This window comes from Pseudomonas sp. LSJ-87 (assembly GCF_032971465.1).
Lineage (GTDB): Bacteria > Pseudomonadota > Gammaproteobacteria > Pseudomonadales > Pseudomonadaceae > Aquipseudomonas > Aquipseudomonas putida_Z.
Map to the genome: position 1 here is coordinate 58210 of NZ_JAWJYQ010000031.1, position 20853 is coordinate 79062.

At 64.2% G+C, this 20853-nt stretch carries 19 protein-coding genes; 9 read left to right on the top strand and 10 right to left on the bottom strand.

Annotation, left to right across the window (positions count from 1 at the left end; genetic code table 11):
• Positions 1-37: 37 nt before the first annotated feature.
• Both rssC and rssB read right to left on the bottom strand, forming a co-directional pair.
• Positions 38-520, bottom strand: a complete 483-nt coding sequence (gene rssC / locus RYH74_RS19105; RefSeq protein WP_013971741.1) for an anti-sigma factor antagonist RssC — start codon at positions 518-520, stop codon at positions 38-40.
• A complete protein-coding gene (gene rssB / locus RYH74_RS19110) occupies positions 517-1701 on the bottom strand; it encodes a two-component system response regulator RssB (RefSeq protein ID WP_015269551.1) in 1185 nt (394 codons plus the stop codon). The genes rssC and rssB overlap by 4 nt, the downstream gene beginning before the upstream one ends.
• A gap of 270 nt (positions 1702-1971) precedes the next feature.
• On the opposite strand from rssB, the gene RYH74_RS19115 reads away from it, so the two are divergent.
• Positions 1972-2271 (top strand): PilZ domain-containing protein, encoded by a 300-nt coding sequence (locus RYH74_RS19115; RefSeq protein ID WP_075044226.1) that lies wholly within the window; start codon positions 1972-1974, stop codon positions 2269-2271.
• A gap of 139 nt (positions 2272-2410) precedes the next feature.
• On the opposite strand, the gene RYH74_RS19120 is transcribed toward RYH74_RS19115, so the two are convergent.
• Positions 2411-3118: a VacJ family lipoprotein gene (locus RYH74_RS19120; protein ID WP_015269550.1), complete on the bottom strand. Its 708-nt coding sequence runs from the start codon at positions 3116-3118 to the stop codon at positions 2411-2413.
• A gap of 200 nt (positions 3119-3318) precedes the next feature.
• Between RYH74_RS19120 and RYH74_RS19125 the strand changes: the two genes are divergently transcribed.
• Together RYH74_RS19125 and RYH74_RS19130 are read left to right on the top strand one after the other, a co-directional pair.
• Positions 3319-3882 carry a hypothetical protein gene (locus RYH74_RS19125; RefSeq protein ID WP_025338338.1) on the top strand — a complete coding sequence of 188 codons (564 nt, stop codon included), beginning with the start codon at positions 3319-3321 and terminating at the stop codon, positions 3880-3882.
• A gap of 122 nt (positions 3883-4004) precedes the next feature.
• On the top strand, positions 4005-4268 hold the full coding sequence (locus RYH74_RS19130) for a DUF4404 family protein (protein ID WP_004376395.1): 264 nt from the start codon (positions 4005-4007) through the stop codon (positions 4266-4268).
• A gap of 146 nt (positions 4269-4414) precedes the next feature.
• Here RYH74_RS19130 and queF read toward each other — a convergent pair whose 3' ends face one another.
• Entirely contained in the window at positions 4415-5245 is an 831-nt protein-coding gene (gene queF / locus RYH74_RS19135) for an NADPH-dependent 7-cyano-7-deazaguanine reductase QueF (protein WP_286101357.1), read from the bottom strand.
• A gap of 264 nt (positions 5246-5509) precedes the next feature.
• Here queF and cinR point away from each other — a divergent pair, with 264 nt between their 5' ends.
• Both cinR and RYH74_RS19145 read left to right on the top strand, forming a co-directional pair.
• Positions 5510-6190 carry a two-component system response regulator CinR gene (gene cinR, locus RYH74_RS19140; protein ID WP_015269546.1) on the top strand — a complete coding sequence of 227 codons (681 nt, stop codon included), beginning with the start codon at positions 5510-5512 and terminating at the stop codon, positions 6188-6190.
• Positions 6187-7539, top strand: coding sequence for a heavy metal sensor histidine kinase (locus tag RYH74_RS19145; protein ID WP_317409925.1), 1353 nt, complete (start codon positions 6187-6189; stop codon positions 7537-7539). The genes cinR and RYH74_RS19145 overlap by 4 nt, the downstream gene beginning before the upstream one ends.
• Positions 7540-7680: 141 nt before the next feature.
• On the opposite strand, the gene RYH74_RS19150 is transcribed toward RYH74_RS19145, so the two are convergent.
• The 3 genes from RYH74_RS19150 to RYH74_RS19160 all read right to left on the bottom strand — a co-directional run bounded on the left by RYH74_RS19150 (position 7681) and on the right by RYH74_RS19160 (position 10925).
• Positions 7681-8922 (bottom strand): lipoprotein-releasing ABC transporter permease subunit, encoded by a 1242-nt coding sequence (locus RYH74_RS19150; protein WP_085589453.1) that lies wholly within the window; start codon positions 8920-8922, stop codon positions 7681-7683.
• Between the two features lie 61 nt (positions 8923-8983).
• Complete coding sequence (lolD, locus tag RYH74_RS19155) at positions 8984-9667, bottom strand: lipoprotein-releasing ABC transporter ATP-binding protein LolD (RefSeq protein ID WP_169774647.1); 684 nt, start codon at positions 9665-9667, stop codon at positions 8984-8986.
• A 7-nt stretch (positions 9668-9674) separates the two neighbouring features.
• Positions 9675-10925, bottom strand: coding sequence for a lipoprotein-releasing ABC transporter permease subunit (locus RYH74_RS19160; protein ID WP_015269543.1), 1251 nt, complete (start codon positions 10923-10925; stop codon positions 9675-9677).
• A gap of 93 nt (positions 10926-11018) precedes the next feature.
• On the opposite strand from RYH74_RS19160, the gene RYH74_RS19165 reads away from it, so the two are divergent.
• Together RYH74_RS19165 and RYH74_RS19170 are read left to right on the top strand one after the other, a co-directional pair.
• Positions 11019-11603, top strand: coding sequence for a PilZ domain-containing protein (locus tag RYH74_RS19165; RefSeq protein ID WP_075044221.1), 585 nt, complete (start codon positions 11019-11021; stop codon positions 11601-11603).
• A 31-nt stretch (positions 11604-11634) separates the two neighbouring features.
• A complete protein-coding gene (locus tag RYH74_RS19170) occupies positions 11635-12357 on the top strand; it encodes a glycerophosphodiester phosphodiesterase (protein ID WP_015269542.1) in 723 nt (240 codons plus the stop codon).
• Between the two features lie 42 nt (positions 12358-12399).
• Here RYH74_RS19170 and sthA read toward each other — a convergent pair whose 3' ends face one another.
• From sthA to RYH74_RS19185, 3 genes are all read right to left on the bottom strand, one after another.
• The gene (gene sthA / locus RYH74_RS19175) at positions 12400-13794 is read right to left on the bottom strand and encodes a Si-specific NAD(P)(+) transhydrogenase (RefSeq protein WP_015269541.1); all 1395 of its coding nucleotides are present in this window, start codon (positions 13792-13794) and stop codon (positions 12400-12402) included.
• 202 nt (positions 13795-13996) lie between these two features.
• Positions 13997-14995, bottom strand: coding sequence for an FAD:protein FMN transferase (locus RYH74_RS19180; protein ID WP_317409926.1), 999 nt, complete (start codon positions 14993-14995; stop codon positions 13997-13999).
• A 195-nt stretch (positions 14996-15190) separates the two neighbouring features.
• Positions 15191-16654 (bottom strand): glyceraldehyde-3-phosphate dehydrogenase, encoded by a 1464-nt coding sequence (locus tag RYH74_RS19185; RefSeq protein ID WP_317409927.1) that lies wholly within the window; start codon positions 16652-16654, stop codon positions 15191-15193.
• 167 nt (positions 16655-16821) lie between these two features.
• Between RYH74_RS19185 and mfd the strand changes: the two genes are divergently transcribed.
• Positions 16822-20271, top strand: a complete 3450-nt coding sequence (gene mfd, locus RYH74_RS19190; RefSeq protein WP_085665484.1) for a transcription-repair coupling factor — start codon at positions 16822-16824, stop codon at positions 20269-20271.
• 9 nt (positions 20272-20280) lie between these two features.
• The gene (locus RYH74_RS19195) at positions 20281-20853 is read left to right on the top strand and encodes a CsiV family protein (RefSeq protein ID WP_004376408.1); all 573 of its coding nucleotides are present in this window, start codon (positions 20281-20283) and stop codon (positions 20851-20853) included.

The window sequence follows — 20853 nt, forward strand, 5'->3', positions numbered from 1 at the left end:
CGGGTTCACCCGCGAAGAGGCCGGTACAGGCTGAAGATCAGGTCCGCTCCAGCGCATTGACCAGGTCATGGAAGGCTTCGCGGTTAGAGTCGTTCAGGCCCATGAGGATCTTGTGCGCCTCCAGCACCTTGGAGCGCACCACGTCTTCGTTCTGGTCCTGGGACGGCAGGTCGGTCAGGCATTCCGGGCACGGGATCGGCCGATCGACGATGTTGAACACCTGATCGAAGCCCATCGACTGCAACAACCGGGAAATGTCCGGGTTGGTGGTGACCACGGTCGGCAATAGGCCCACCTTCTGGCGCGACAGGATCGACAGCTTGGCCAGCAGGCCCAGGGTGGTGCTGTCGATGCTCTCGGTTTCGGTCAGGTCGATGACAATCGCCGAGAAGTTCAACGCGGTGAAAATCTTCTCGATCGTCGCATCCAGCGCCGAACACAGGGTCAGGCGCACTTCACCGACGAATTTCAGGACGAAGGTACCGCTCTGCTCGGCGAACTGGATTCTACCGGTACTCATTGAAGGTTCCTGCTCAACACCAATAGGGCGATATCATCCGGCATCTCCCCAAGCGTAGCCAATCCAAATCGTTGACGCAGCCCATCCAGGCTGCCACCTGCTGCCCTGACGATTTCCGGCAGGGCGGTTTCTTTATCTTTGAGCGTGTCACCCGGCAAAAGGTCCAGAATGCCATCGGACATCAGGCTGAGGCTGAACTGCGGCGGCAGCTCCACCACCAGGTCCTGGTAGGTGGCCTCGTCGAACAGCCCCACCGGCAGGCCGCGGCCTTCCAGGTAGCGGGTGTGCTCTGGGGTGTGCAGCACCGGCAGCGGCAGATGACCGCCAACGGCGTAGGTCAGCAGGCCGGTGTCTTCATCGATCACCCCGCCAACCATGGTCACGTGCTTGCCCAGCTTGCAGTTGATCAGCCCGCGGTTGATGTGGCTGAGCACCTGCGAGGGTTTGAACTCGCGCATCTTGCTGCCGCGCTTGAATTCGAACAACAGCCGCGTGGTCATGAACTTCAGCAGCACGGTGACGAACGCTGACGATGCGCCATGCCCGGAGACGTCGGCGAGATAGAAAGCGATGCGCCGTTCATCCACCCGGAAGTAATCGGCAAAATCACCCGACAGGTACAGCGACGGGATGATCTGGTGCTCGAAAGCGAACTCGCCGGCCACCCAAGGGCTCTCCGGCAGCATGTTCATCTGCACCTGGCGACCGGCGGTCTGATCCTCCTGCAGCAGGTGCAGGCTGGCTTCCAGTTCGCGGTTGGCGGCTTCGAGCTTGTCGCGGTAGCGCTGGTTTTCCAGCACCAGACGGGAGCGGTCCAGGGCGCGGCGCACCGAATGCTCGAGCACGGCCAGGTCTTCCAGCGGCTTGATCAGGTAGTCGGCAGCGCCCAGGCGCAACGCTTCCACCGCATCGCTCATGACGCCGGCACCGGACACCACGATCACCGGCAACTGCGGGGCGCGCTCGCTGACCTGGCGGATCAGTTCGAGGCCGCCCATCTGCGGCATGCGCAGATCGCAGATCACGAGGTCGGGCTGGTGTTCTTCGAAGACCTGAAGCCCCTGCTGGCCATTGCCGGCCTGGAGGACGCTGAAGCCACTGTCTTCAAGATAGGCGGCGAGGCTTGCACGGACCACGTCGTCGTCATCGATGATCAGCAGCGTTGCACTGGTTTTCTGCATGTGGGCGAACGGCGCCGATTTAGGTTGGTGCAGCGGTGTCGGCAAGGCAGACGGCCAGCTACGGGAATTCTTTGTGGTCACACTCTACTTGAGTTGTAGGACAAGAACACTTGCCCGGCAACTGTCAGAGGGACCTTGTAAGGCGCAGACGGTACTCCCATCCGGCAGGCGTTTCAAGCATGCAAAGGTTCACCTCGACGCACTTTACAGGCCAAATCACCGGGAGTTATAAGAAAGTCGACCAGCGCAACCCGATGGGAAGGATGCAGCATGCCTCATACGCCCTCCAGCCATGACGAGAAACGCGATTTCATCCGCATGCGCATCGACACCGAGGTCAGCCTGCTGCACGCAGGCCAGGTGATCGCGGCAGTGTGCCTGGACCTGTCCAGCGGCGGCATGCAGGTGCAGGCACCGCAGCGCTTCCAGGTGGGAGACCATATCGAGGTACAGATCGAGTCCGACCACCCGGCACTGAAGGGGCTGCACGCCAGCACCGAAGTGGTGTGGATTGCCGACCAGCCGGGCGGGCAGCAGAAGTTCGGGTTGCGGATTCTGGCGATGCATTGATGGGCCCTGTGGGAGCGGTCTTGTGTCGCGAAAGGGCCGCAAAGCGGCCCCGGCAATACACGCGTGGATGCTGAGATCTAAGGCTGCTACGCAGCCCTTTCGCGACGCAAGGCCGCTCCCACAAAGAACCCGCGCAGGATCAGAAGTCGTCTTCGACCTCGCCATCCTTGACCTTGAACTCGCGGTTCTGCAGGTAGGCATTGCGAATGAAGATGTACTTGTCACCCTGGATCAGCTTCTCGGCCGACAACAGGTCGGCGCGGGTGTCGATGATATCCAGGGCGAAGATCGAATTGCGCGTCGGCACATGGTCGATGTAGCGGTAGGGCTTGGTGTAGGTATCCGGGTACTTGGCCACGCCGTCACGCACGGTGCTCGGGCCCAGCAGCGGGATGACCACATACGGGCCGCTCGGCACGCCCCAGTAGCCGAGGGTCTGGCCGAAGTCCTCGTCGTTGCGCTGCAGGCCCATCTTGGTACCCACGTCGAAGAAGCCGCCCAGACCGAAGGTGGTGTTGACGATCAGCCGCGCCGTGTCCACGCCCGCAGCATGGGGCTTGAACTGCAGCAGGTCGTTGGCCAGGTTGGTCACGTCACCCAGGTTGCGGAAGATGTTGTGGATGCCATCTTCGAGGAACTGCGGGGTGACCGCCTGGTAGCCCTTGGCCAATGGCTTGAGGGCATAGGTGTCGAGGGTATCGTTGAAACGGAAGATCGGGCGGTTGACCGCTTCCCAGGGATCTTCCTCGGTGGCGGCCTGGGTGGCTGCCACGGGCGCCAGCAGCATGCTGGCGCAGACACAGGCCTGGGTGACTCGTTCGATCACACTGGCACCGATCCTACGCATAGGTGTTTCTCCATCGAATTTCTCGGCCGCAAGCGCAAACGGGTGCGCTGCTGTACGGCGGCAGTATAGAGGCTTGCGGGCTGATAAACAGCTTTACACATCTCTGCTCAATATTTTGTGAACAACTGTTGCGCGGTGCCCGCTGTCACAGGGCGGTAACAATCGCCGAATAGCCTGCGGACTATTTGAGGGAAGTTGCCATGGACGCTGCACCCGCCTTCACCGCTGTGCTGTTCGGCTTGCGCGGCTGCCTGGTGCAAGCCGCCAATGGCGCCCCCTCGCCCGCCCCCGGCGCCCTGGCCACCCTCGCCAGCCTGCGCCAGCGCCAGGTGCCGTGCATCTGGCTGGACGACCTCGACGCCACTCAAAGCAAGCGCCTGGCCCATGTACTGCCTGCCTGGCTGCCGGGGCATTCGGTGAACGGCGTGCGCTGGCCGGCGCCGAATGCCTGCTGGCAGGCCCTGATGACATTGGACAGCCAACGCCTGGACGGCTGCGTGCTGGTCAGCGGCGACCCACGTCTGCTGCAATCTGGCCTGAACGCGGGGTTGTGGACCGTAGGGCTGGCAGCCTGCAGCCCGTTCTGCGACCGCAGCTCGCGGCAATGGCAAGCCATGACTGCGCAGGAACAGGACCTGGCCCGTGGCAAGGCGACGCTGGAACTGTTCAGCCTGGGCGTGCACTCGGTGATCGACCACCTGGAAGCGCTGGACACCTGCCTGCAGGACATCGCCCAACGCCGGCGCAAGGGCGAAAAACCCTGATACAGCACCATTGACGCGGATCATGCAAAGCAACGGCAGGTGGATTACGCTGAAGACAGGCCAGAACCTTTGCCGCTTCGCTGAGGTCCATGGCTTGCCAAGCCATTGATGGAGAACTGCCAATGCCTGCCCGCGAATTGCAAGAGCGCCTGAACAGCTTGCGCGAGCAACTGGACCGCAACGTGCCGCTTTCTGACGAGGAACTGGCCGCGCTGCACGAAGAAGCGCGCCAGATCGAGGCGCAACTGAAGCTTGAGGAAGCCACGCCAGACAACAACCTGGTGGACGGCGTGAACCTGGCGATCGAACGCTTCGAGGCCGACCACCCCGACCTCACCGCCACCCTGCGCAGCATTGCCAACTCGCTGCACAGCATGGGGATCTAGAAATACTGGGGCCGCTTTGCGGCCCTATCGCGACACAAGGCCGCTCCTACAGGTACAGCGCAAGCCTCAAATCTTGCGCTGTACCTGTAGGAGCGGCCTTGTGTCGCGATAGGGGCGCAAAGCGCCCCCCGGCGTATTTGCGAACCTTACTGCCGAACCAGGCGCTTGTTGTCCGGGCTGATCGCCCCCGTGCTGCGGTAAGGGTTGATATCCAGCCCACCCCGGCGCACATAGCGCGCATACACCGTCAAATGCTCCGGCTGCAGCAGGTTCTTCAAGTCCAGGTAGATCCGCTCCACACACTGCTCGTGGAAGTCGGCATGCTGGCGGAAGCTGATCAGGTAGGTCAGCAGGCTGGCATGGTCCAGCGCCCTGCCCTTGTACTCGACCACCACGCTGCCCCAGTCCGGCTGGCCGGTGACCGGGCAGTTGGACTTCAGCAGGTGGCTGTGCAGGGTTTCTTCCACCTGTCGCTCCGGGTTGCAGCGCAGCAGCTCTGGCTGCGGCTGTTCGTAGTTGCTGATGGCAACGTCCAGCGCATCGATGCACTGCCCCGGCAAGGCCACCACGCCTTGGGCCTCGACCTCGGCCAGGGTGCGCACTTTCACGCCGACCGGCTTGCCGGCGGCGGCGGACAGGTCTTTCTCCAGGCACGCCTGCAGTTCGCCAAGCGAGGCGAACACCGTCTGGTTCAATGAGTTCAGGTACAGCTTGAACGACTTGGACTCGATGATGTTCGGCGAATCGGCGGGGATGGCGAACTCGCCGATCGCCACCACCGGCTTGCCCGACGGCAGCAGCCAGCTCAGCTCGAAGCAGTTCCAGTAATCCACACCCTGCCACGGCAAGGTCTGGGCGGTAACGCCCAGCTCGGCCCACTTGGCGGTACGCGGAATCGGGAACAGCAGCTCCGGGGAATAGGTGGCAATGTATTCGCTGGACTTGCCCAGCGGGGAATGTTCGGCAGCGGGATGCATGGAAACTGACCTGAAGGTTCGAAATTGCCCCTAGTCTACCGGTTTTGCACCCCGCCTTGGAGCGCAAGTCAGCGGGATTACATCTTCGTCAGTTTGGGGCGAGCGGGTGCATCGTCACGTATCATCTCAGCATCACCCAATCCCTGTGGGAGCGGGTTCACCCGCGAACACCGGCAAAGCCGGTGCCATGCACCGTGTTGAATTCTTCGCGGGTAAACCCGCTCCCAAAGGGTTTTGTGCCGTTTGCTGGAGTCAATTCACCCAATGAAACTGCTGATCGTCGAAGACCAGGCCCGTACCGGCCAGTACCTGAGCCAGGGCCTGAACGAGGCCGGCTTCGCCACCGAACTGGCCACCGACGGCGAGACCGGCCAGTTCCTCGCCCTGACCGGCGACCACGACCTGCTGATTCTCGACGTGATGCTGCCCGGCCGTGACGGCTGGCAGATCCTCCAGGCCGTGCGCCAGGCCGGCCTGGACACCCCGGTGCTGTTTCTCACCGCCCGCGATGCCGTGGAAGACCGGGTGCACGGCCTGGAGCTGGGCGCCGATGATTACCTGGTCAAGCCGTTCGCCTTCTCCGAACTGCTTGCGCGGGTGCGCAGCCTGCTGCGCCGGGGCACCAGCCCCAGCCAGGACACCACCCTGGGCCTGGCCGACCTGCGCCTGGACCTGATCCGCCGCCGCGCCGAGCGCGCCGGCCAGCGCATCGACCTGACCGCCAAGGAGTTCGCCCTGCTTGAACTGCTGCTGCGCCGCCAGGGCGAGGTGCTGCCCAAATCGCTGATCGCCTCGCAGGTGTGGGACATGAATTTCGACAGCGACACCAATGTGATCGAAGTGGCGATCCGCCGCCTGCGCCTGAAGATCGACGACCCGCATCCCAACAAGCTGATCCATACCGTGCGCGGCATGGGCTATGTACTCGAAGAGCGCGCGGAGTGATGCGTCGGGTCTCCCTCGGCAGCCGCCTGGCCCTGCTGTTCGCCGCCTGCACCGCCGCTGTCTCGCTCGGCGCCGGCCTGATATTCAGCCGGGCCAGCGAGCAGCATTTCGTCGAACTGGACCAGCAACTGCTGGACTCGCGCCTGTCGCTGTTCCGCACCCAGCTGGCCGGTATCACCACCCCGGCCGAGCTGCAGGCGCGCCTGCCCGCCTTGCGCGATGAACTGGGCCACCAGGCCGACCTGGCCCTGCGCATCAACGGCAGCGACGGCGCCACCTGGTTCGAAAGCCGTACAGGCCTGCCGCGGACGCCACTGCCCGACGGGCTGGCAACCCTGCATGCGCAAGGCACCGACTACCGCAGCCTGGCCGTGCACCTGGCGCAAGGCGCCCCGCAGTCGCCACAACTGACCCTGTACCTCGACATCACCCATCACCAGCACTTCCTGCAGGGCATGCAGCGGCTGATCTGGCTGACGGTGGGCCTGTCGGCGCTGGCCACGGCACTGCTCGGTGCCTGGGCTGCACGCCGCGGGCTGCGACCGTTGCGGCAGATGGGCCAGGTGGCTGCCAGCGTATCGGCGCGCTCGCTCACCACACGCCTGCCGGTGGCACAGATGCCCGAAGAGCTGGCCGAGCTGGCGACGACCATGAACGCCATGCTGCAGCGCCTGGACGATGCCTTCCAGCGCCTGTCGGCATTCTCCGCCGACATCGCCCACGAGCTGCGCACGCCGCTGTCCAACCTTCTGACCCACACCCAGGTCACCCTCACCCGCCCGCGCAGCCTCGAAGAGTACCGCGAAGCCCTGCACGGCAACCTCGAGGAGCTGCAATGGATGGCGCAGATGATCAACGACATGCTGTTCCTGGCCAAGGCCGACCATGGCCTGCTGGTGCCGGGGCAAGCACCGCTGGTGCTGCATGAGGAGGTGGATGCGCTGCTGGAGTACTACGCGCCGCTGGCAGAGGACAGCGGCGTGCAGATGCTGCGCGAGGGTGAGGCGCTGCTGCAGGGCGACCGGCATATGCTGCGCCGGGCGCTGTCCAACTTGCTGGACAATGCCTTGCGCTTCACCCCGTCGGGTGGGCAGATAAAGGTGACATTGGGGCCAGGGCCGAGGATTGGCGTGGCCAATACCGGGGCGGCTATCGAGCCGGCAGTGTTACCACGTTTGTTCGACCGCTTCTACCGGGTGGACCCGGCGCGGCGGGAAGGCAGTAGCGAGCATGCCGGGTTGGGGTTGGCGATTACCCGGTCGATCGTGCAGGCCCATGGCGGGAGCATTCGGGCGCAATGCGAGGATGGGTGGACGCGGTTTTTGATCGAGTTCACTCAGGATCGGTGAAACTGGGGCTGCTTCGCAGCCCATCGCGACACAAGGCCGCTCCCACAGGGATCGCGTCAGCTTGGCCAATTCGCGATACTTGTGGGAGCGGCCTTGTGTCGCGAAAGGGGCGCAAAGCGCCCCCAGACTCTCAGGTAAACATCAAACTGCCAGGCCAATCGCCGGCTGCACCTGCGATGCCCGATAGGCCGGGTAAATGGTCGCCAGGAAGCTCATCACCAACCCGGCAGTGCAGATGATCGCCACATCGCCCCACTGCAACTGCGACGGCAAACTGCTGACGAAGTACACATCCGAAGTAAAGATGTGCTGCCCGCTCACCCGCTCCAGCCAACCGACGATCTGGCTGACGTTGAACGCCGCAATCACCCCAAGCACGCCACCGATCAGCGTCCCGACAATGCCGATCAGGCTGCCCTGGACCATGAACGTGCCCATGATCTGCGCCGGCGTGGCGCCCAGGGTACGGAGGATGGCGATGTCCGGGCCCTTGTCGTTCACCACCATCACCAGGGTGGCGATGATGTTGAACGCTGCCACCGCGATGATCATCAGCAACAGCAGGCCGATCATGGTCTTTTCCATCTTCATGGCACTGAACAGGCTGCCCTGGGTATGCGACCAGTCATCGGCACGGTAGGCATCGCCCAGCCCGGCAGCGATGGCCTTGGACACCTGCGGCGCGGCATACAGGTCGTGCAGTTTCAGGCGCACGCCCTGCACCTGGCCCGGCGCCCAGCGCTGCATGGCGCCGGCATCGTCCACGTGGATGTAAGCCTGCGAGCCGTCCAGCTCGGCGCCGACCTTGAAGATGCCGACCACGGTCAGGCGCTGCATGCGCGGGGTGATACCGCCCGGCTCCTTGCTGATTTCCGGCACGATAAGGGTCAATTTGTCGCCGGTATTCAGGCGGAAGCGCCGCGCAGTCAGCTCACCGATGACCACGCCGAACTCCCCCGGCTGCAGGTCCTGCAGGCGGCCCTGGACGATATGCTGGCCGACGATCGAGACCTTGCCCTCTTCGGCCGGGTCGATACCGCCTACCTGGATCGGCTGCATCGCGCCCTTGTACGACAGCATGCCTTCCATTTCGGTAATCGGCGCTGCCGCCATCACCGCCGGGTCGCGCATGGCCGCGTCGGCCACCTTGTGCCAGTCGTCCAGCGGCTGCACGCCGAGGATGGCGGCATGCGGCACCAGGCCGAGGATGCGCGAACTCATTTCGCGCTGGAAGCCGTTCATCACCGACAGCACCACGATCATCGCCAGCACGCCCAGCGACAGGCCGATCATCGAGGTCATCGAGATGAACGAGATGAAGTGGTTGCGGCGCTTGGCTCGGGTGTAGCGCGCGCCGATGAAGATGGGCAAGGGTCTGAACATGTACGAAATCACCCAATGAAAACAGGAAAACGGGGCGGCACCGGCCACCCCGTGCAGTCGATCAGATCGCCACCAGGTGGCCGTCGTCGAGCTTCAATACACGGTCCATCTGGCGCGCCAGGTTGAGGTCGTGGGTGACCACCAGGAACGCCGTGCGCGACGCGCTGGACAGTTCCTGCATCAACTCCTGGATGCCCTGGGCGGTGTGGTGGTCGAGGTTGCCGGTCGGCTCGTCGAGCATTACCAGGCCGGGGCGGTTGACCAGTGCCCGGGCAATCGCCACCCGCTGGCGTTCACCACCGGACAGTTCGGCCGGCTTGTGGTTGAAGCGGTGGGCCAGGCCCACGCGCTTGAGCAGCGCCTCGGCACGCTCACGGGCCTCGGGGATGGGCGTGCGGCCGATCAGCAATGGCATGCACACGTTCTCGATGGCAGTGAATTCCGGCAGCAGGTGGTGGAACTGGTAGACAAAGCCCAGCTCGCGGTTGCGCAACAGGCCACGGGCACGCTCGCCCAATGCCGACAGCTCCTCGCCGGCCAGCCAGACGCTGCCCTGGGTCGGCCGGTCGAGGCCGCCCAGCAGGTTGAGCAAGGTACTCTTGCCCGAGCCGGAGCTACCCACGATGGCTACCCGCTCCCCGGCATGCAGCTCGAGGTTGAGCCCGGACAGCACCTGCACCGATTCCGGGCCCTCGTCGTAGGACTTGCCCAGGTTGCGGCAACTCAGAACGGCTTTATCACTCATGCGCGACTCACTCATAACGTAGCGCCTCTGCAGGCTGGGTGCGGGCCGCACGCCAGGCCGGGTACAGGGTGGCGAAGAAACTCAGGACCAGTGCCGCGCCACAGACCATGTACACGTCCTGGGCCTGGATCTGCGACGGCAGGTAATCGATGAAATACACGTCGGCGTTGAGGAACTTGTGCCCGATCAGTTTCTCGATGCCGGCGATCACCGCGCTCACGTTCAGCGCGGCGACGATCCCGACCACGGCGCCGATCAGGGTACCGATCACCCCGATCACCGTGCCCTGGACCATGAAGATGAGCATGATCTGCCCGGGCGTGGCGCCCAGGGTACGCAGGATGGCGATGTCGCCACGCTTGTCGTTGACCACCATCACCAGGGTGGAAATGATGTTGAACGCCGCCACCGCCACGATCAGCAGCAACAGCAGGCCGATCATGGCCTTTTCCATGCGGATCGCCTGGTACAGGTTGCCGTGGGTACGGGTCCAGTCACGGCTGTAGAACTCCTGGTCACCCAGGCGCTGGGCGATGTCCCAGGCCACCCGTGGCGCCTGGAACAGGTCGTCGAACTTCAGGCGCAAGCCCTGGACCTGGTCGGGCTTCCAGCGGTGCAGGCGGGACAGGTCGCTGATGTTGGTCAGGCCCAGGTAGCCGTCGATCTCGCCCGCGCCCACGTGGAAGGTGCCGACCACGGTGAAGCGCTTCATGCGCGGGAACATGCCGGCCGGGGTCACGCTGACCTCGGGGGCGACGAAGGTGAGCTTGTCGCCGATGCCCACGCCCAGCTTGGCCGCGGCCTTGTCGCCGATCATGATGCCCCACTCGCCCGGCGCCAGCTGGTCGAGGCGGCCTTGCAGGACGAACTTGTCGATGATCGACACTTCGCGCTCGCGGGCCGGGTCGATGCCGTTGAGCAGCACCTTCTGCACCTTGCCTTCATGGGTCAGCAGGCCCTGCATCTGGGTGAAGGGCGCAACCGCCACCACCTGCGGATTCTGCTTTACTTGTTGGGCAAGGGCCGGCCAGTCGGCAATGGGCTGGCCGCTCTCCAGCGTGGCATGCGGGATCATGCCCAACACGCGGGTGCGCATCTCGTGGTCGAAACCGTTCATCACCGAGAGCACCACGATCATCACCACCACGCCCAGGGCGAGGCCGATCATCGAGGTCAGGGAAATGAACGAGACGAAGTGATTGCGACGTTTGGCACGGGTATAACGCGTGCCGATGAATGCGAAAAGAGGTCTGAACATGTCGGGGCTTGTTCGGATGAAAGGGAACGTCCTTGTGGCGAGGCGCCTACGGCGGCTTTACACTCGGACCACCGCCGCTACCTTGGGTTCGCCATGACGACATTAGACGAAGAAGATCGCCGCGAATACTACCGCATCGAAGATCGGATCGCACTTCAAATCAGCCCCCTCAGCGCGGCCGAAGCCCTTGACCCAGATGTGTTGCAAGATGATTCGCCACTATTCAACCTGCTCAGCGAACTGCACCTGTCCGACTTCGAGTCGCAGCACCTGCTGCGCCAGCTGAGCGAAAAGGACCGCACCCTCGCCGCCTTCCTGCGCGCGCAGAACAAACGCCTCGACCTGCTTAGCGCGGTGGTTGCCCAGACCCTGATCGGCGAAGTTGGCCAGCCCCAGCCGGTGGTCATTTCCGAAGGCGGCATCGAATTCGCGCAAGCCGCAGCGGTGGCTCCCGGCACCCGAGTCAAGGTGAAGATGGTGCTGATGCCGCGCGCCCATGGCCTGCTGCTGCGCGGCAAGGTCACCCATTGCGACCCGCGCCCGGAGGGCGGCTTCGAGGTCGGCACCGAATTCACCGACATGACCGACGCCCAACGGCAACTGCTGGCCCGCTACATCCTGCAGCGCCAGCAGCAGCAACGGCGCCAGCAACTGGAACAGAACGACCCCGCCTCCTGAGCCCATTTTTCTCTGATTTGAAGGAACGAACGTGACCCTGATCTACGGCCACCGCGGCGCCAAGGGCGAAGCGCCCGAGAACACCCTGAAGAGCTTCCAGCAATGCCTCGCCCATGGCGTGACCCGCTGCGAGCTGGACCTGCACCTGTCGGCCGACAACGAGCTGATGGTGATCCATGACCCCACCCTCAAGCGCACCACCGGCAAACGCGGCAAGGTGGTCGAGCACCCGGCCGCCGAGCTGGTCAAGATCGATGCCCGCAAAGGCGGCCCGGGCCACGTCCAGCCCTGCCCGATCCCGAAACTGGAAGAACTGTTCGAGAAATGCCCGTTCGAGCACTGGCAGCTGGAGGTGAAAAGCGCCTCGCGCACCCGTGCCGCCACCACCGTGCTGGCAATCCGCGAACTGGCCCAGCAGTACGGCCTGCTGGACAAAGTGACCATCACCTCCAGCTCACGCGAAGTGCTGGGTGCCGCCCTGGAGCTGGTGCCGGACGTCAAGCGCGGGCTGGTGGCCGAATACGCCTGGCTCGACCCGCTGAAGGTGGCACAGAACTACGGCTGCGAGCTGCTGGCATTGAACTGGACACTGTGCACCCCCGAGCGCCTGCTCAAAGCCCAGGGCCAGGGTTTGCACGTGTCGGTGTGGACGGTCAACGAACCGGCACTGATGCGCCGGCTCGCTGATTTTGGCGTGGACAGCCTGATTACAGACTTTCCCGGTTTGGCCAAGACCACCCTCGGGCAGGGTTGAAATCGGTCTCTCCGACCGGCTCAGGCCACCGGTCGGAGCCGCTCAAAAAAGCCGGTTCAGGCCGTCGTAGGCAGCTACCCGATAGGCTTCGGCCATGGTCGGGTAGTTGAACGTGGTGTTGACGAAGTACTTCAGGTTGTTCTGCTCACCCGGCTGGTTCATGATCGCCTGGCCGATGTGGACGATCTCCGAAGCCTGGTAGCCGAAGCAGTGCACGCCAAGGATTTCCAGGGTTTCGCGGTGGAACAGGATCTTCAGCATGCCCTGCGGCTCACCGGCGATCTGCGCGCGCGCCATGCCCTTGAAGAAGGCCTTGCCCACTTCGTACGGCACCTTGGCCTGGGTCAGTTCCTGTTCGTTGCGGCCGATCGAGCTGATCTCCGGAATGGTGTAGATGCCGGTCGGCACGTCGTTGACGAACCGCCAGCTGCCATTATCCACGATGCTGCCAGCGGCAGAGCGGCCCTGGTCATGAGCGGCACTGGCCAGGCTCGGCCAGCCAATCACGTCGCCGGCACCGTAGATGTTCGGCACGCTGGTGCGGTAGGCCTCGTCGACCTCGATCTGGCCGCGGCTGTTGACCTTGATACCGATGTTTTCCAGGCCCAGCTTGTCGGTGTTGCCGGTACGGCCGTTGCACCACAGCAAGGCGTCGGCCTTGATCTTCTTGCCCGACTTCAGGTGCAGGATCACCCCGTTGTCCAGGCCTTCGACGCGCTCATACTCTTCGTTGTGGCGCACGGTGATGTTGTTGTTGCTGAAGTGGTAGCTCAGCGCCTGGGAAATTTCCGAGTCGAGGAAGCTCAGCAACTGGCCACGGTTGTCCACCAGCTCTACCAATACACCCAGGCCGCTGAAGATCGAGGCGTATTCGCAACCGATCACGCCGGCACCGTACACGATCAGCTTGCGTGGGGTGTGGCTGAGGCTGAGGATGGTGTCGCTGTCGTAGACGCGCGGGTGGTGGAAGTCGATGTCGGCCGGGCGGTACGGGCGCGAGCCGGTGGCGATGATGATGTGCTTGGCGTTGAGCTTTTCCACCACGCCGTTCGGGCAGACCACTTCGACGGTCTGCTCGTCGGCGAAGCTGCCGGTGCCGAAGAACACGTCCACGCGGTTACGCGCGTAGTAGCCGGTGCGCGACGCTACCTGCTTGGCGATGACCTTTTCGGCGCTTTTCAGCACGTCCGGGAACGAGAACCAGCGCGGCTCACCGATGGCACGGAACATCGGGTTGGTGTTGAACTGCATGATCTGCCGCACCGAGTGACGCAGTGCCTTGGACGGGATGGTGCCCAGGTGGGTGCAGTTGCCCCCTACCTGGCGACGGCTATCGACCATCGCCACCTTGCGCCCTGCTTTGGCGGCGTTCATTGCCGCACCTTCTCCGGCCGGGCCGGAACCCAGCACCACTACGTCGTAGTTGTAGACAGCCATGCGTACTCCTTCAGAACTGGCCCGCAAGCCACGGTCGCTCGCGGGGCGCGATCATGCCGCCGGGGCGTCATGAGAAAATTCGGGTGCAGTCTAATCAAGCGTGAACGCCGCGCACATTAACCCTTGGTCGCGTCGTAGGCCAATTTTGCCCGCACTACATGTGTGAACCATTCCCTGGCGGCGATCATCCCTGCTTGTGCTTTCATTCGCCTTTCACTGCCCGTTCGAATGCGGGCGTAGCTCGGGAGACGAAGCCACCCTCGGCCCGAGTCACCAATACCGCGGCCAGGCCATGCGCCACGGCAAAATCCCAGCCACGTTCCGGGCCCAGGATCAACAGCAGCGTCGAATAGCCGTCGGCCTGCAGCGCCGAGGCATCGAGCACGGTGACCGCGGCCAGGTCGTGCTGCACCGGGCGCCCGAGGCGGGCATCGAAGGTGTGCGAATAGCGCCGGCCATTCTCCTCGAAATAGTGCCGATAGTCACCCGAGGTTGATACTGAAAGGCCATTGACCGGGATGATCTGGCGGGCTATCTGGCGATCTTCGCGGGGCAGCTCCAGGGCGATGCGCCAGGGGCTGCCATCGGGCTTGCGGCCGGCGGCCTTGAGCTCGCCGGTGGCTTCGGCGACAAAGCTGGCCACGCCCATGGCCTGCAGGCGCGCGGCGATCAGGTCGACGGCATGGCCGGCGGCGATGCTGTTGAAGTCGAGTTGTACCGGGGCGTCCTTGCACAGGGCCTGGCCGTCGATGTGCAAGTGCCGGTAGCCCACACGCTGGCGCACCTGGGCCAGGGCCAGCGGGTCGGGCACCTGCTCGTGACGGGCCTGAGGGCCAAAGCCCCACAGGTCGAGCAAGGGTTCGACGGTAAGGTCGAAGGCGCCGCCGCTCTGCTCGGCCAGGTGCTGACCAAGGCTGACCAGTTCGAGCATGTCGGGTGGCAGGACCTGGCACTGGTTGGCGGGCAACTGGTTGAAACGGCTGACGGTGGAGTCGCCGCGGTAGGTCGAGTAGTGCTGGTCGATGTCGTGCAGGATGGTTTCGACTGCCGCCTGCACCTGGACCGGGGCCGGGCCGCCGGGTTCGCGCACGTACTGGATGCTGTAGCTGCTGCCCATGGTCGGGCCGCCCAGGCGTTCCAGGGTGGGGGCCTGGTTGCAGGCAGTGAGCAGCATGAGGATGAACAGCAAGGCTGTGCGCAAGGTTCGGGCTCTCGATTACCTGTACTGGCCTCTTCGCGGGTAAACCCGCTCCCACAGGTATACCACTGCCCTCACGGACGACGCGGCCCTGTGGGAGCGGGTTTACCCGCGAAGAGGCCGGCACAGACAACAAAAATTCTGGATAAAAAAACGGGAACCCGAAGGTTCCCGTTTTTTCATTGCCTTACAAGCGTATCAGTGCGGAAACGCTGGCGGGTTCACACCGGCCATCTCTTCCATCACACGAACCACCTGGCAGCTGTAACCGAATTCGTTGTCGTACCAGACGTACAGAACAACGCGGTTGTCATTGCAGATGGTCGCTTCGGCGTCAACCACACCGGCGTGGCGCGAACCGACGAAGTCGGTCGAAACCACTTCCTGCGAGCTGACGTAATCGATCTGCTTGTGCAGTTCCGAGTGCATGGCGGTCTGGCGCAGGTACTCGTTGATCTCGTCGCGGCTGGTGGTCTTCTCGAGGTTCAGGTTGAGGATGGCCATCGAAACGTTCGGCGTCGGTACGCGAATGGCGTTGCCGGTCAGCTTGCCCTTCAGCACTGGCAGTGCCTTGGCGGCAGCAGTGGCGGCGCCGGTTTCGGTGATGACCATGTTCAGCGGCGCGGCACGGCCACGGCGGCTGCCCTTGTGGAAGTTGTCGATCAGGTTCTGGTCGTTGGTGAACGAGTGAACGGTTTCGACGTGGCCGTTGACGATGCCATACTGGTCGTTGATGGCCTTGAGCACCGGCACGATGGCGTTGGTGGTGCAGGAAGCGGCCGAGATGATCTTGTCATCGGCAGCGATGTCACCGTGGTTGATGCCGTGCACGATGTTCTTCAGCGCGCCCTTGCCAGGTGCGGTGAGGATCACGCGGGCAGCGCCCGGGCAGGCCAGGTGCTGGCCCAGGCCGTCGGCATCACGCCATACGCCGGTGTTGTCGACGATCAGCGCGTTTTCGATGCCGTACTGGGTGTAGTCGACTTCGCTCGGGCTCTTGGCGTAGATAACCTGGATCAGGTTGCCGTTGGCGGTGATGGTGTTGTTGGCTTCGTCGATGGTGATGGTGCCATCGAACGGGCCGTGCACCGAGTCACGGCGCAGCAGGCTGGCACGCTTGACCAGGTCGTTCTCGGCGCCCTTGCGCACGACGATGGCGCGCAGGCGCAGGCCGTCGCCGCCACCGGTCTTCTCGATCAGGATGCGCGCCAGCAGGCGGCCGATGCGGCCGAAGCCGTACAGGACAACGTCGGTGCCCTTGCGCGCCGAAGCGTTCTGCTGGCCAACCACCTCGGCCAGTTCTTCACGGACGAACTGCTCGGCAGTGCGGCCATTGCCTTCCTGCTTGAACTTGTTGGCCAGCTTGCCCAGGTCGACCGAAGCGGCGCCCAGTTTCAGCTCGCTCATGGCCTTGAGCAGGGGGAATGTCTCGTGGACGGACAGTTCGGTTTCGTCGGCTTGACGATGACGCGCAAAGCGGTGCGCCTTGAGGATCGAGATAACCGAACGGTTGATCAGGCTACGGCCATAAATCGAGCTCACCACGTTGTTGTTGCGGTAGAGCTGACCGATAAGCGGGATCATCGCTTCAGCCAGGGCTTCACGATCGATCCACTCACCAAGACACTGGTCGGGCTTCTGAGTCACGGGAACCTTCCACATGTAGGGACAGAAAAAAGGGGCTACATTATGACGCCCCAACGCGTTACGGGCAATGAGCGCCTGTCGCGGCCACGCAAGCCAGCGTTCAGGCCCTTTCGAGCCTGACAGCCGGCACCGTCACCGGTACAATCGATCTCTTTGCCGCAACGCTTGGAGTGCAATCTCCCGTGTCAGTTCTGCGCCTACCGCAAATGTCGGCCACGGCCGGCAAACAAACCTGGGGCAATCTACCCGGTGCCACCCTCAGCCTGGCCATCGCCGAGGCCGCCAGCAGCGCGGGCCGCTTCACTTTGCTGCTGACTGCCGACAGCCAGGCTGCCGATCGTCTGGAACAGGAACTTCGCTTCTTTGCCCCGGACCTGCCGGTGCTGCCGTTTCCCGATTGGGAAACCCTGCCCTACGACCTGTTCTCGCCGCACCAGGACATCATTTCCCAGCGCATCGCCAGCCTCTACCGCCTGCCGGAGCTGAGCCACGGCATCCTCGTGGTGCCGATCACCACCGCCCTGCACCGCCTGGCGCCGACCCGCTTCCTGCTGGGAAGCAGCCTGGTGCTGGACGTGGGCCAGACCATCGATGTGGAGCAGATGCGCCTGCGCCTGGAGGCCAGTGGCTATCGCTGCGTCGACACCGTCTACGAGCATGGCGAGTTCGCCGTGCGCGGCGCGCTGATCGACCTGTTCCCGATGGGCAGCAAGCTGCCCTACCGCATCGACCTGTTCGATGACGAGATCGAGACGCTGCGCACCTTCGACCCAGAGACCCAGCGCTCGATCGACAAGGTGGATTCGGTGCGCCTGCTGCCGGCGCGCGAGTTCCCGATGCAGAAAGAGGAAGTGACCCGCTTCAAGGCGCGCTTCCGCGAACGCTTCGATGTCGATTTCCGCCGCAGCGCGATCTTCCAGGACCTGGCCAGCGGCATCATCCCCGCCGGCATCGAGTACTACCTGCCGCTGTTCTTCGAAGAAACCTCGACCCTGTTCGACTACCTGCCGGCCGACACCCAGGTGTTCTCGCTGCCCGGCGTGGAACAGGCCGCCGAACATTTTTGGAACGACGTGCGCGGGCGTTATGAAGACCGCCGTGGCGACCTGAGCCGGCCGCTGCTGCCACCGGCCGAACTGTTCCTGCCGGTGGAAGACTGCTTCGCCCGGCTCAAGCAATGGCCACGGGTAGTGGTCAGCACCGAAGACCTCGACCCGGGCGTGGGCCGCGAGCGCTTCCCGGCGCGCCCCCTGCCCAACCTGGCAATCGAGGCCAAGGCCAACCAGCCCCTGGCCGAACTGGCCAATTTCCTCGACCAGTTCCCTGGCCGGGTGTTGTTCACCGCCGAATCGGCAGGCCGGCGCGAAGTGCTGCTGGAGCTGCTCGAGCGGCTGAAACTGCGCCCGCATACCGTCGACGGCTGGGCCGACTTCATCACCGGCAGCGAACGCCTGGCAATCACCATCGCCCCGCTGGACGAAGGCCTGCTGCTGGACGACCCAGCCATCGCCCTGGTCGCCGAAAGCCCGCTGTTCGGCCAGCGGGTCATGCAGCGCCGGCGCCGCGACAAGCGTGGCGAAACCGCCAACGACGCGGTGATCAAGAACCTGACCGAGCTGCGCGAAGGCGCGCCGGTGGTGCACATCGACCATGGCGTGGGCCGCTACCTGGGCCTGGCCACCCTGGAAATCGACGGCCAGGCCGCCGAATTCCTCACCCTGGAATACGCCGAGGGCGCCAAGCTGTACGTGCCGGTGGCCAACCTGCATCTGATCGCCCGCTACACCGGCAGCGACGATGCCCTGGCACCGCTGCACCGGCTGGGCTCGGAGGCCTGGCAGAAGGCCAAGCGCAAGGCCGCCGAACAGGTGCGCGACGTGGCCGCCGAACTGCTCGACATCTATGCCCGCCGCGCCGCGCGCAAGGGCTATGCATTTGCCGACCCGTCCGCCGACTACGCCACCTTCAGCGCCGGCTTCCCGTTCGAGGAAACCCCGGACCAGCAGGCTGCCATCGAAGCGGTGCGCGCCGACATGCTGGCGCCCAAGCCGATGGACCGCCTGGTGTGCGGCGACGTCGGCTTCGGCAAGACCGAAGTGGCCATGCGTGCGGCATTCATTGCCGTGCACAGCGGCCGCCAGGTGGCCGTGCTGGTGCCCACCACCCTGCTCGCCCAGCAGCACTACAACAGCTTCCGCGACCGCTTTGCCGACTGGCCGGTGACCGTGGAGGTGATGAGCCGCTTCAAGTCGGCCAAGGAGGTGGCCAACGCCGCCGCCGATCTGGCCGAAGGCAAGATCGACATCCTCATCGGCACCCACAAGCTGCTGCAGGACGATGTACGCTTCAAGGACCTGGGCCTGGCCATCATCGACGAAGAGCACCGCTTTGGCGTACGCCAGAAGGAACAGCTCAAGGCCCTGCGCAGCGAGGTGGACATCCTCACCCTCACCGCCACGCCGATCCCGCGTACGCTGAACATGGCGGTGGCGGGCATGCGCGACCTGTCGATCATCGCCACGCCGCCGGCGCGCCGCCTGTCGGTACGCACCTTCGTCATGGAGCAGAACAAGAGCACGGTCAAGGAGGCGCTGCTGCGCGAGCTGCTGCGCGGTGGCCAGGTGTACTACCTGCACAACGATGTGAAAACCATCGAGAAATGCGCCGCCGACCTTGCCGAACTGGTGCCAGAGGCGCGCATCGGCATCGGCCACGGGCAGATGCGCGAGCGCGAGCTGGAACAGGTGATGAGCGACTTCTACCACAAGCGCTTCAACGTGCTGGTGGCCTCGACCATCATCGAAACCGGTATCGACGTGCCCAGCGCCAACACCATCGTCATCGAGCGCGCCGACAAGTTCGGCCTGGCCCAGCTACACCAGCTGCGCGGCCGTGTTGGCCGCAGCCACCACCAGGCCTACGCCTACCTGCTGACGCCAACCCGGCAGAAGGTCAGCGCCGACGCCGAAAAACGCCTGGAGGCGATCGCCAACACCCAGGACCTCGGCGCCGGCTTCGTGCTGGCCACCAACGACCTGGAGATTCGCGGCGCCGGCGAGCTGCTGGGCGAAGGCCAGAGCGGGCAGATCCAGGCGGTGGGCTTTACCCTGTACATGGAAATGCTCGAGCGCGCGGTCAAGGCGATCCGCAAGGGCACCCAGCCCAACCTTGAGCAGCCGCTGGGCGGCGGCCCGGAAATCAACCTGCGCCTGCCGGCCCTGATCCCCGAGGACTACCTGCCCGACGTGCATGCGCGGCTGATCCTGTACAAGCGCATTGCCTCGGCGGCCGACGAAGAAGGCCTCAAGGACCTGCAGGTGGAAATGATCGACCGCTTCGGCCTGCTGCCCGAGCCGACCAAGAACCTGATGCGCCTGACCTCGCTCAAGCTGCACGCGGAAAAGCTCGGCATCAAGAAAGTCGACGCCGGCCCCAACGGCGGCAAGATCGAGTTCGAGGCCGAGACCCCGGTCGACCCGCTGACCCTGATCAAGCTGATCCAGGGCCAGCCCAAACGCTACAAGTTCGAAGGCGCCACCCAGTTCCGCTTCCTGGTACCCATGGAACGCCCCGACGAACGCTTCAATAACCTGGAGGCGCTGTTCGAGCGCCTGACCCCACAGCCTGCCTAAGGAAGATCCATGCGTGCCATCCGTTGCCTGACCCTGCTGCTGGCGCTGTTCGCCCCGGCCGCCTTCGCCGAAGGCCTGTATCAGGTAGAAATGATCCTGGTGCGGCAGAACAGCGTGCCCGCCTTCACCAGCCCGTTCGCCCCCGAAGACTGGAGCGCTGGCGCTCCACGCCTGGAAAAGGACGCCGAGCGCCGCCTGGCGCTGGAAGACGAAGCCACCCGCCTGGAAGCCACCGCGGACTACACCGTGCTGCTGCACAAGGCCTGGCAGCAGCAAGTGGGCAGCGAGCCCAGCCGCATCGCCCTGGGCGAAGGCACCGAGCAGTTCGGCCACTTCCCCATCGAAGGCAACCTGAGCATCGCCGAGGGCCGTTTCATTGCGGTCGAGGCCAACTTCTGGGTCAACCAGCTGGACGGCAACGGCAGCGTGCTGCAAAGCGAGCAGTTCAAGCAGAGCAACAGCAACGTCAAGGGCGGCCAGCTGACCTTCCTCGACGGTGGGCACCTGGCGGTGCTGCTGAAGGTGACACCACCAGGTACGCCTAAAATGCCAGTGATGGACCCGGAGATGATGGAGCAGTGA

What these genes read in the sequence shown, in the direction of transcription:
- rssC (WP_013971741.1), bottom strand. Translation starts at nt 520, where the DNA reads ATGAGTACCGGTAGAATCCAGTTCGCCGAGCAGAGCGGTACCTTCGTC.
- rssB (WP_015269551.1), bottom strand. Translation starts at nt 1,701, where the DNA reads ATGCAGAAAACCAGTGCAACGCTGCTGATCATCGATGACGACGACGTG.
- RYH74_RS19115 (WP_075044226.1), top strand. Translation starts at nt 1,972, where the DNA reads ATGCCTCATACGCCCTCCAGCCATGACGAGAAACGCGATTTCATCCGC.
- RYH74_RS19120 (WP_015269550.1), bottom strand. Translation starts at nt 3,118, where the DNA reads ATGCGTAGGATCGGTGCCAGTGTGATCGAACGAGTCACCCAGGCCTGT.
- RYH74_RS19125 (WP_025338338.1), top strand. Translation starts at nt 3,319, where the DNA reads ATGGACGCTGCACCCGCCTTCACCGCTGTGCTGTTCGGCTTGCGCGGC.
- RYH74_RS19130 (WP_004376395.1), top strand. Translation starts at nt 4,005, where the DNA reads ATGCCTGCCCGCGAATTGCAAGAGCGCCTGAACAGCTTGCGCGAGCAA.
- queF (WP_286101357.1), bottom strand. Translation starts at nt 5,245, where the DNA reads ATGCATCCCGCTGCCGAACATTCCCCGCTGGGCAAGTCCAGCGAATAC.
- cinR (WP_015269546.1), top strand. Translation starts at nt 5,510, where the DNA reads ATGAAACTGCTGATCGTCGAAGACCAGGCCCGTACCGGCCAGTACCTG.
- RYH74_RS19150 (WP_085589453.1), bottom strand. Translation starts at nt 8,922, where the DNA reads ATGTTCAGACCCTTGCCCATCTTCATCGGCGCGCGCTACACCCGAGCC.
- lolD (WP_169774647.1), bottom strand. Translation starts at nt 9,667, where the DNA reads ATGAGTGATAAAGCCGTTCTGAGTTGCCGCAACCTGGGCAAGTCCTAC.
- RYH74_RS19160 (WP_015269543.1), bottom strand. Translation starts at nt 10,925, where the DNA reads ATGTTCAGACCTCTTTTCGCATTCATCGGCACGCGTTATACCCGTGCC.
- RYH74_RS19165 (WP_075044221.1), top strand. Translation starts at nt 11,019, where the DNA reads ATGACGACATTAGACGAAGAAGATCGCCGCGAATACTACCGCATCGAA.
- sthA (WP_015269541.1), bottom strand. Translation starts at nt 13,794, where the DNA reads ATGGCTGTCTACAACTACGACGTAGTGGTGCTGGGTTCCGGCCCGGCC.
- RYH74_RS19185 (WP_317409927.1), bottom strand. Translation starts at nt 16,654, where the DNA reads ATGTGGAAGGTTCCCGTGACTCAGAAGCCCGACCAGTGTCTTGGTGAG.
- RYH74_RS19195 (WP_004376408.1), top strand. Translation starts at nt 20,281, where the DNA reads ATGCGTGCCATCCGTTGCCTGACCCTGCTGCTGGCGCTGTTCGCCCCG.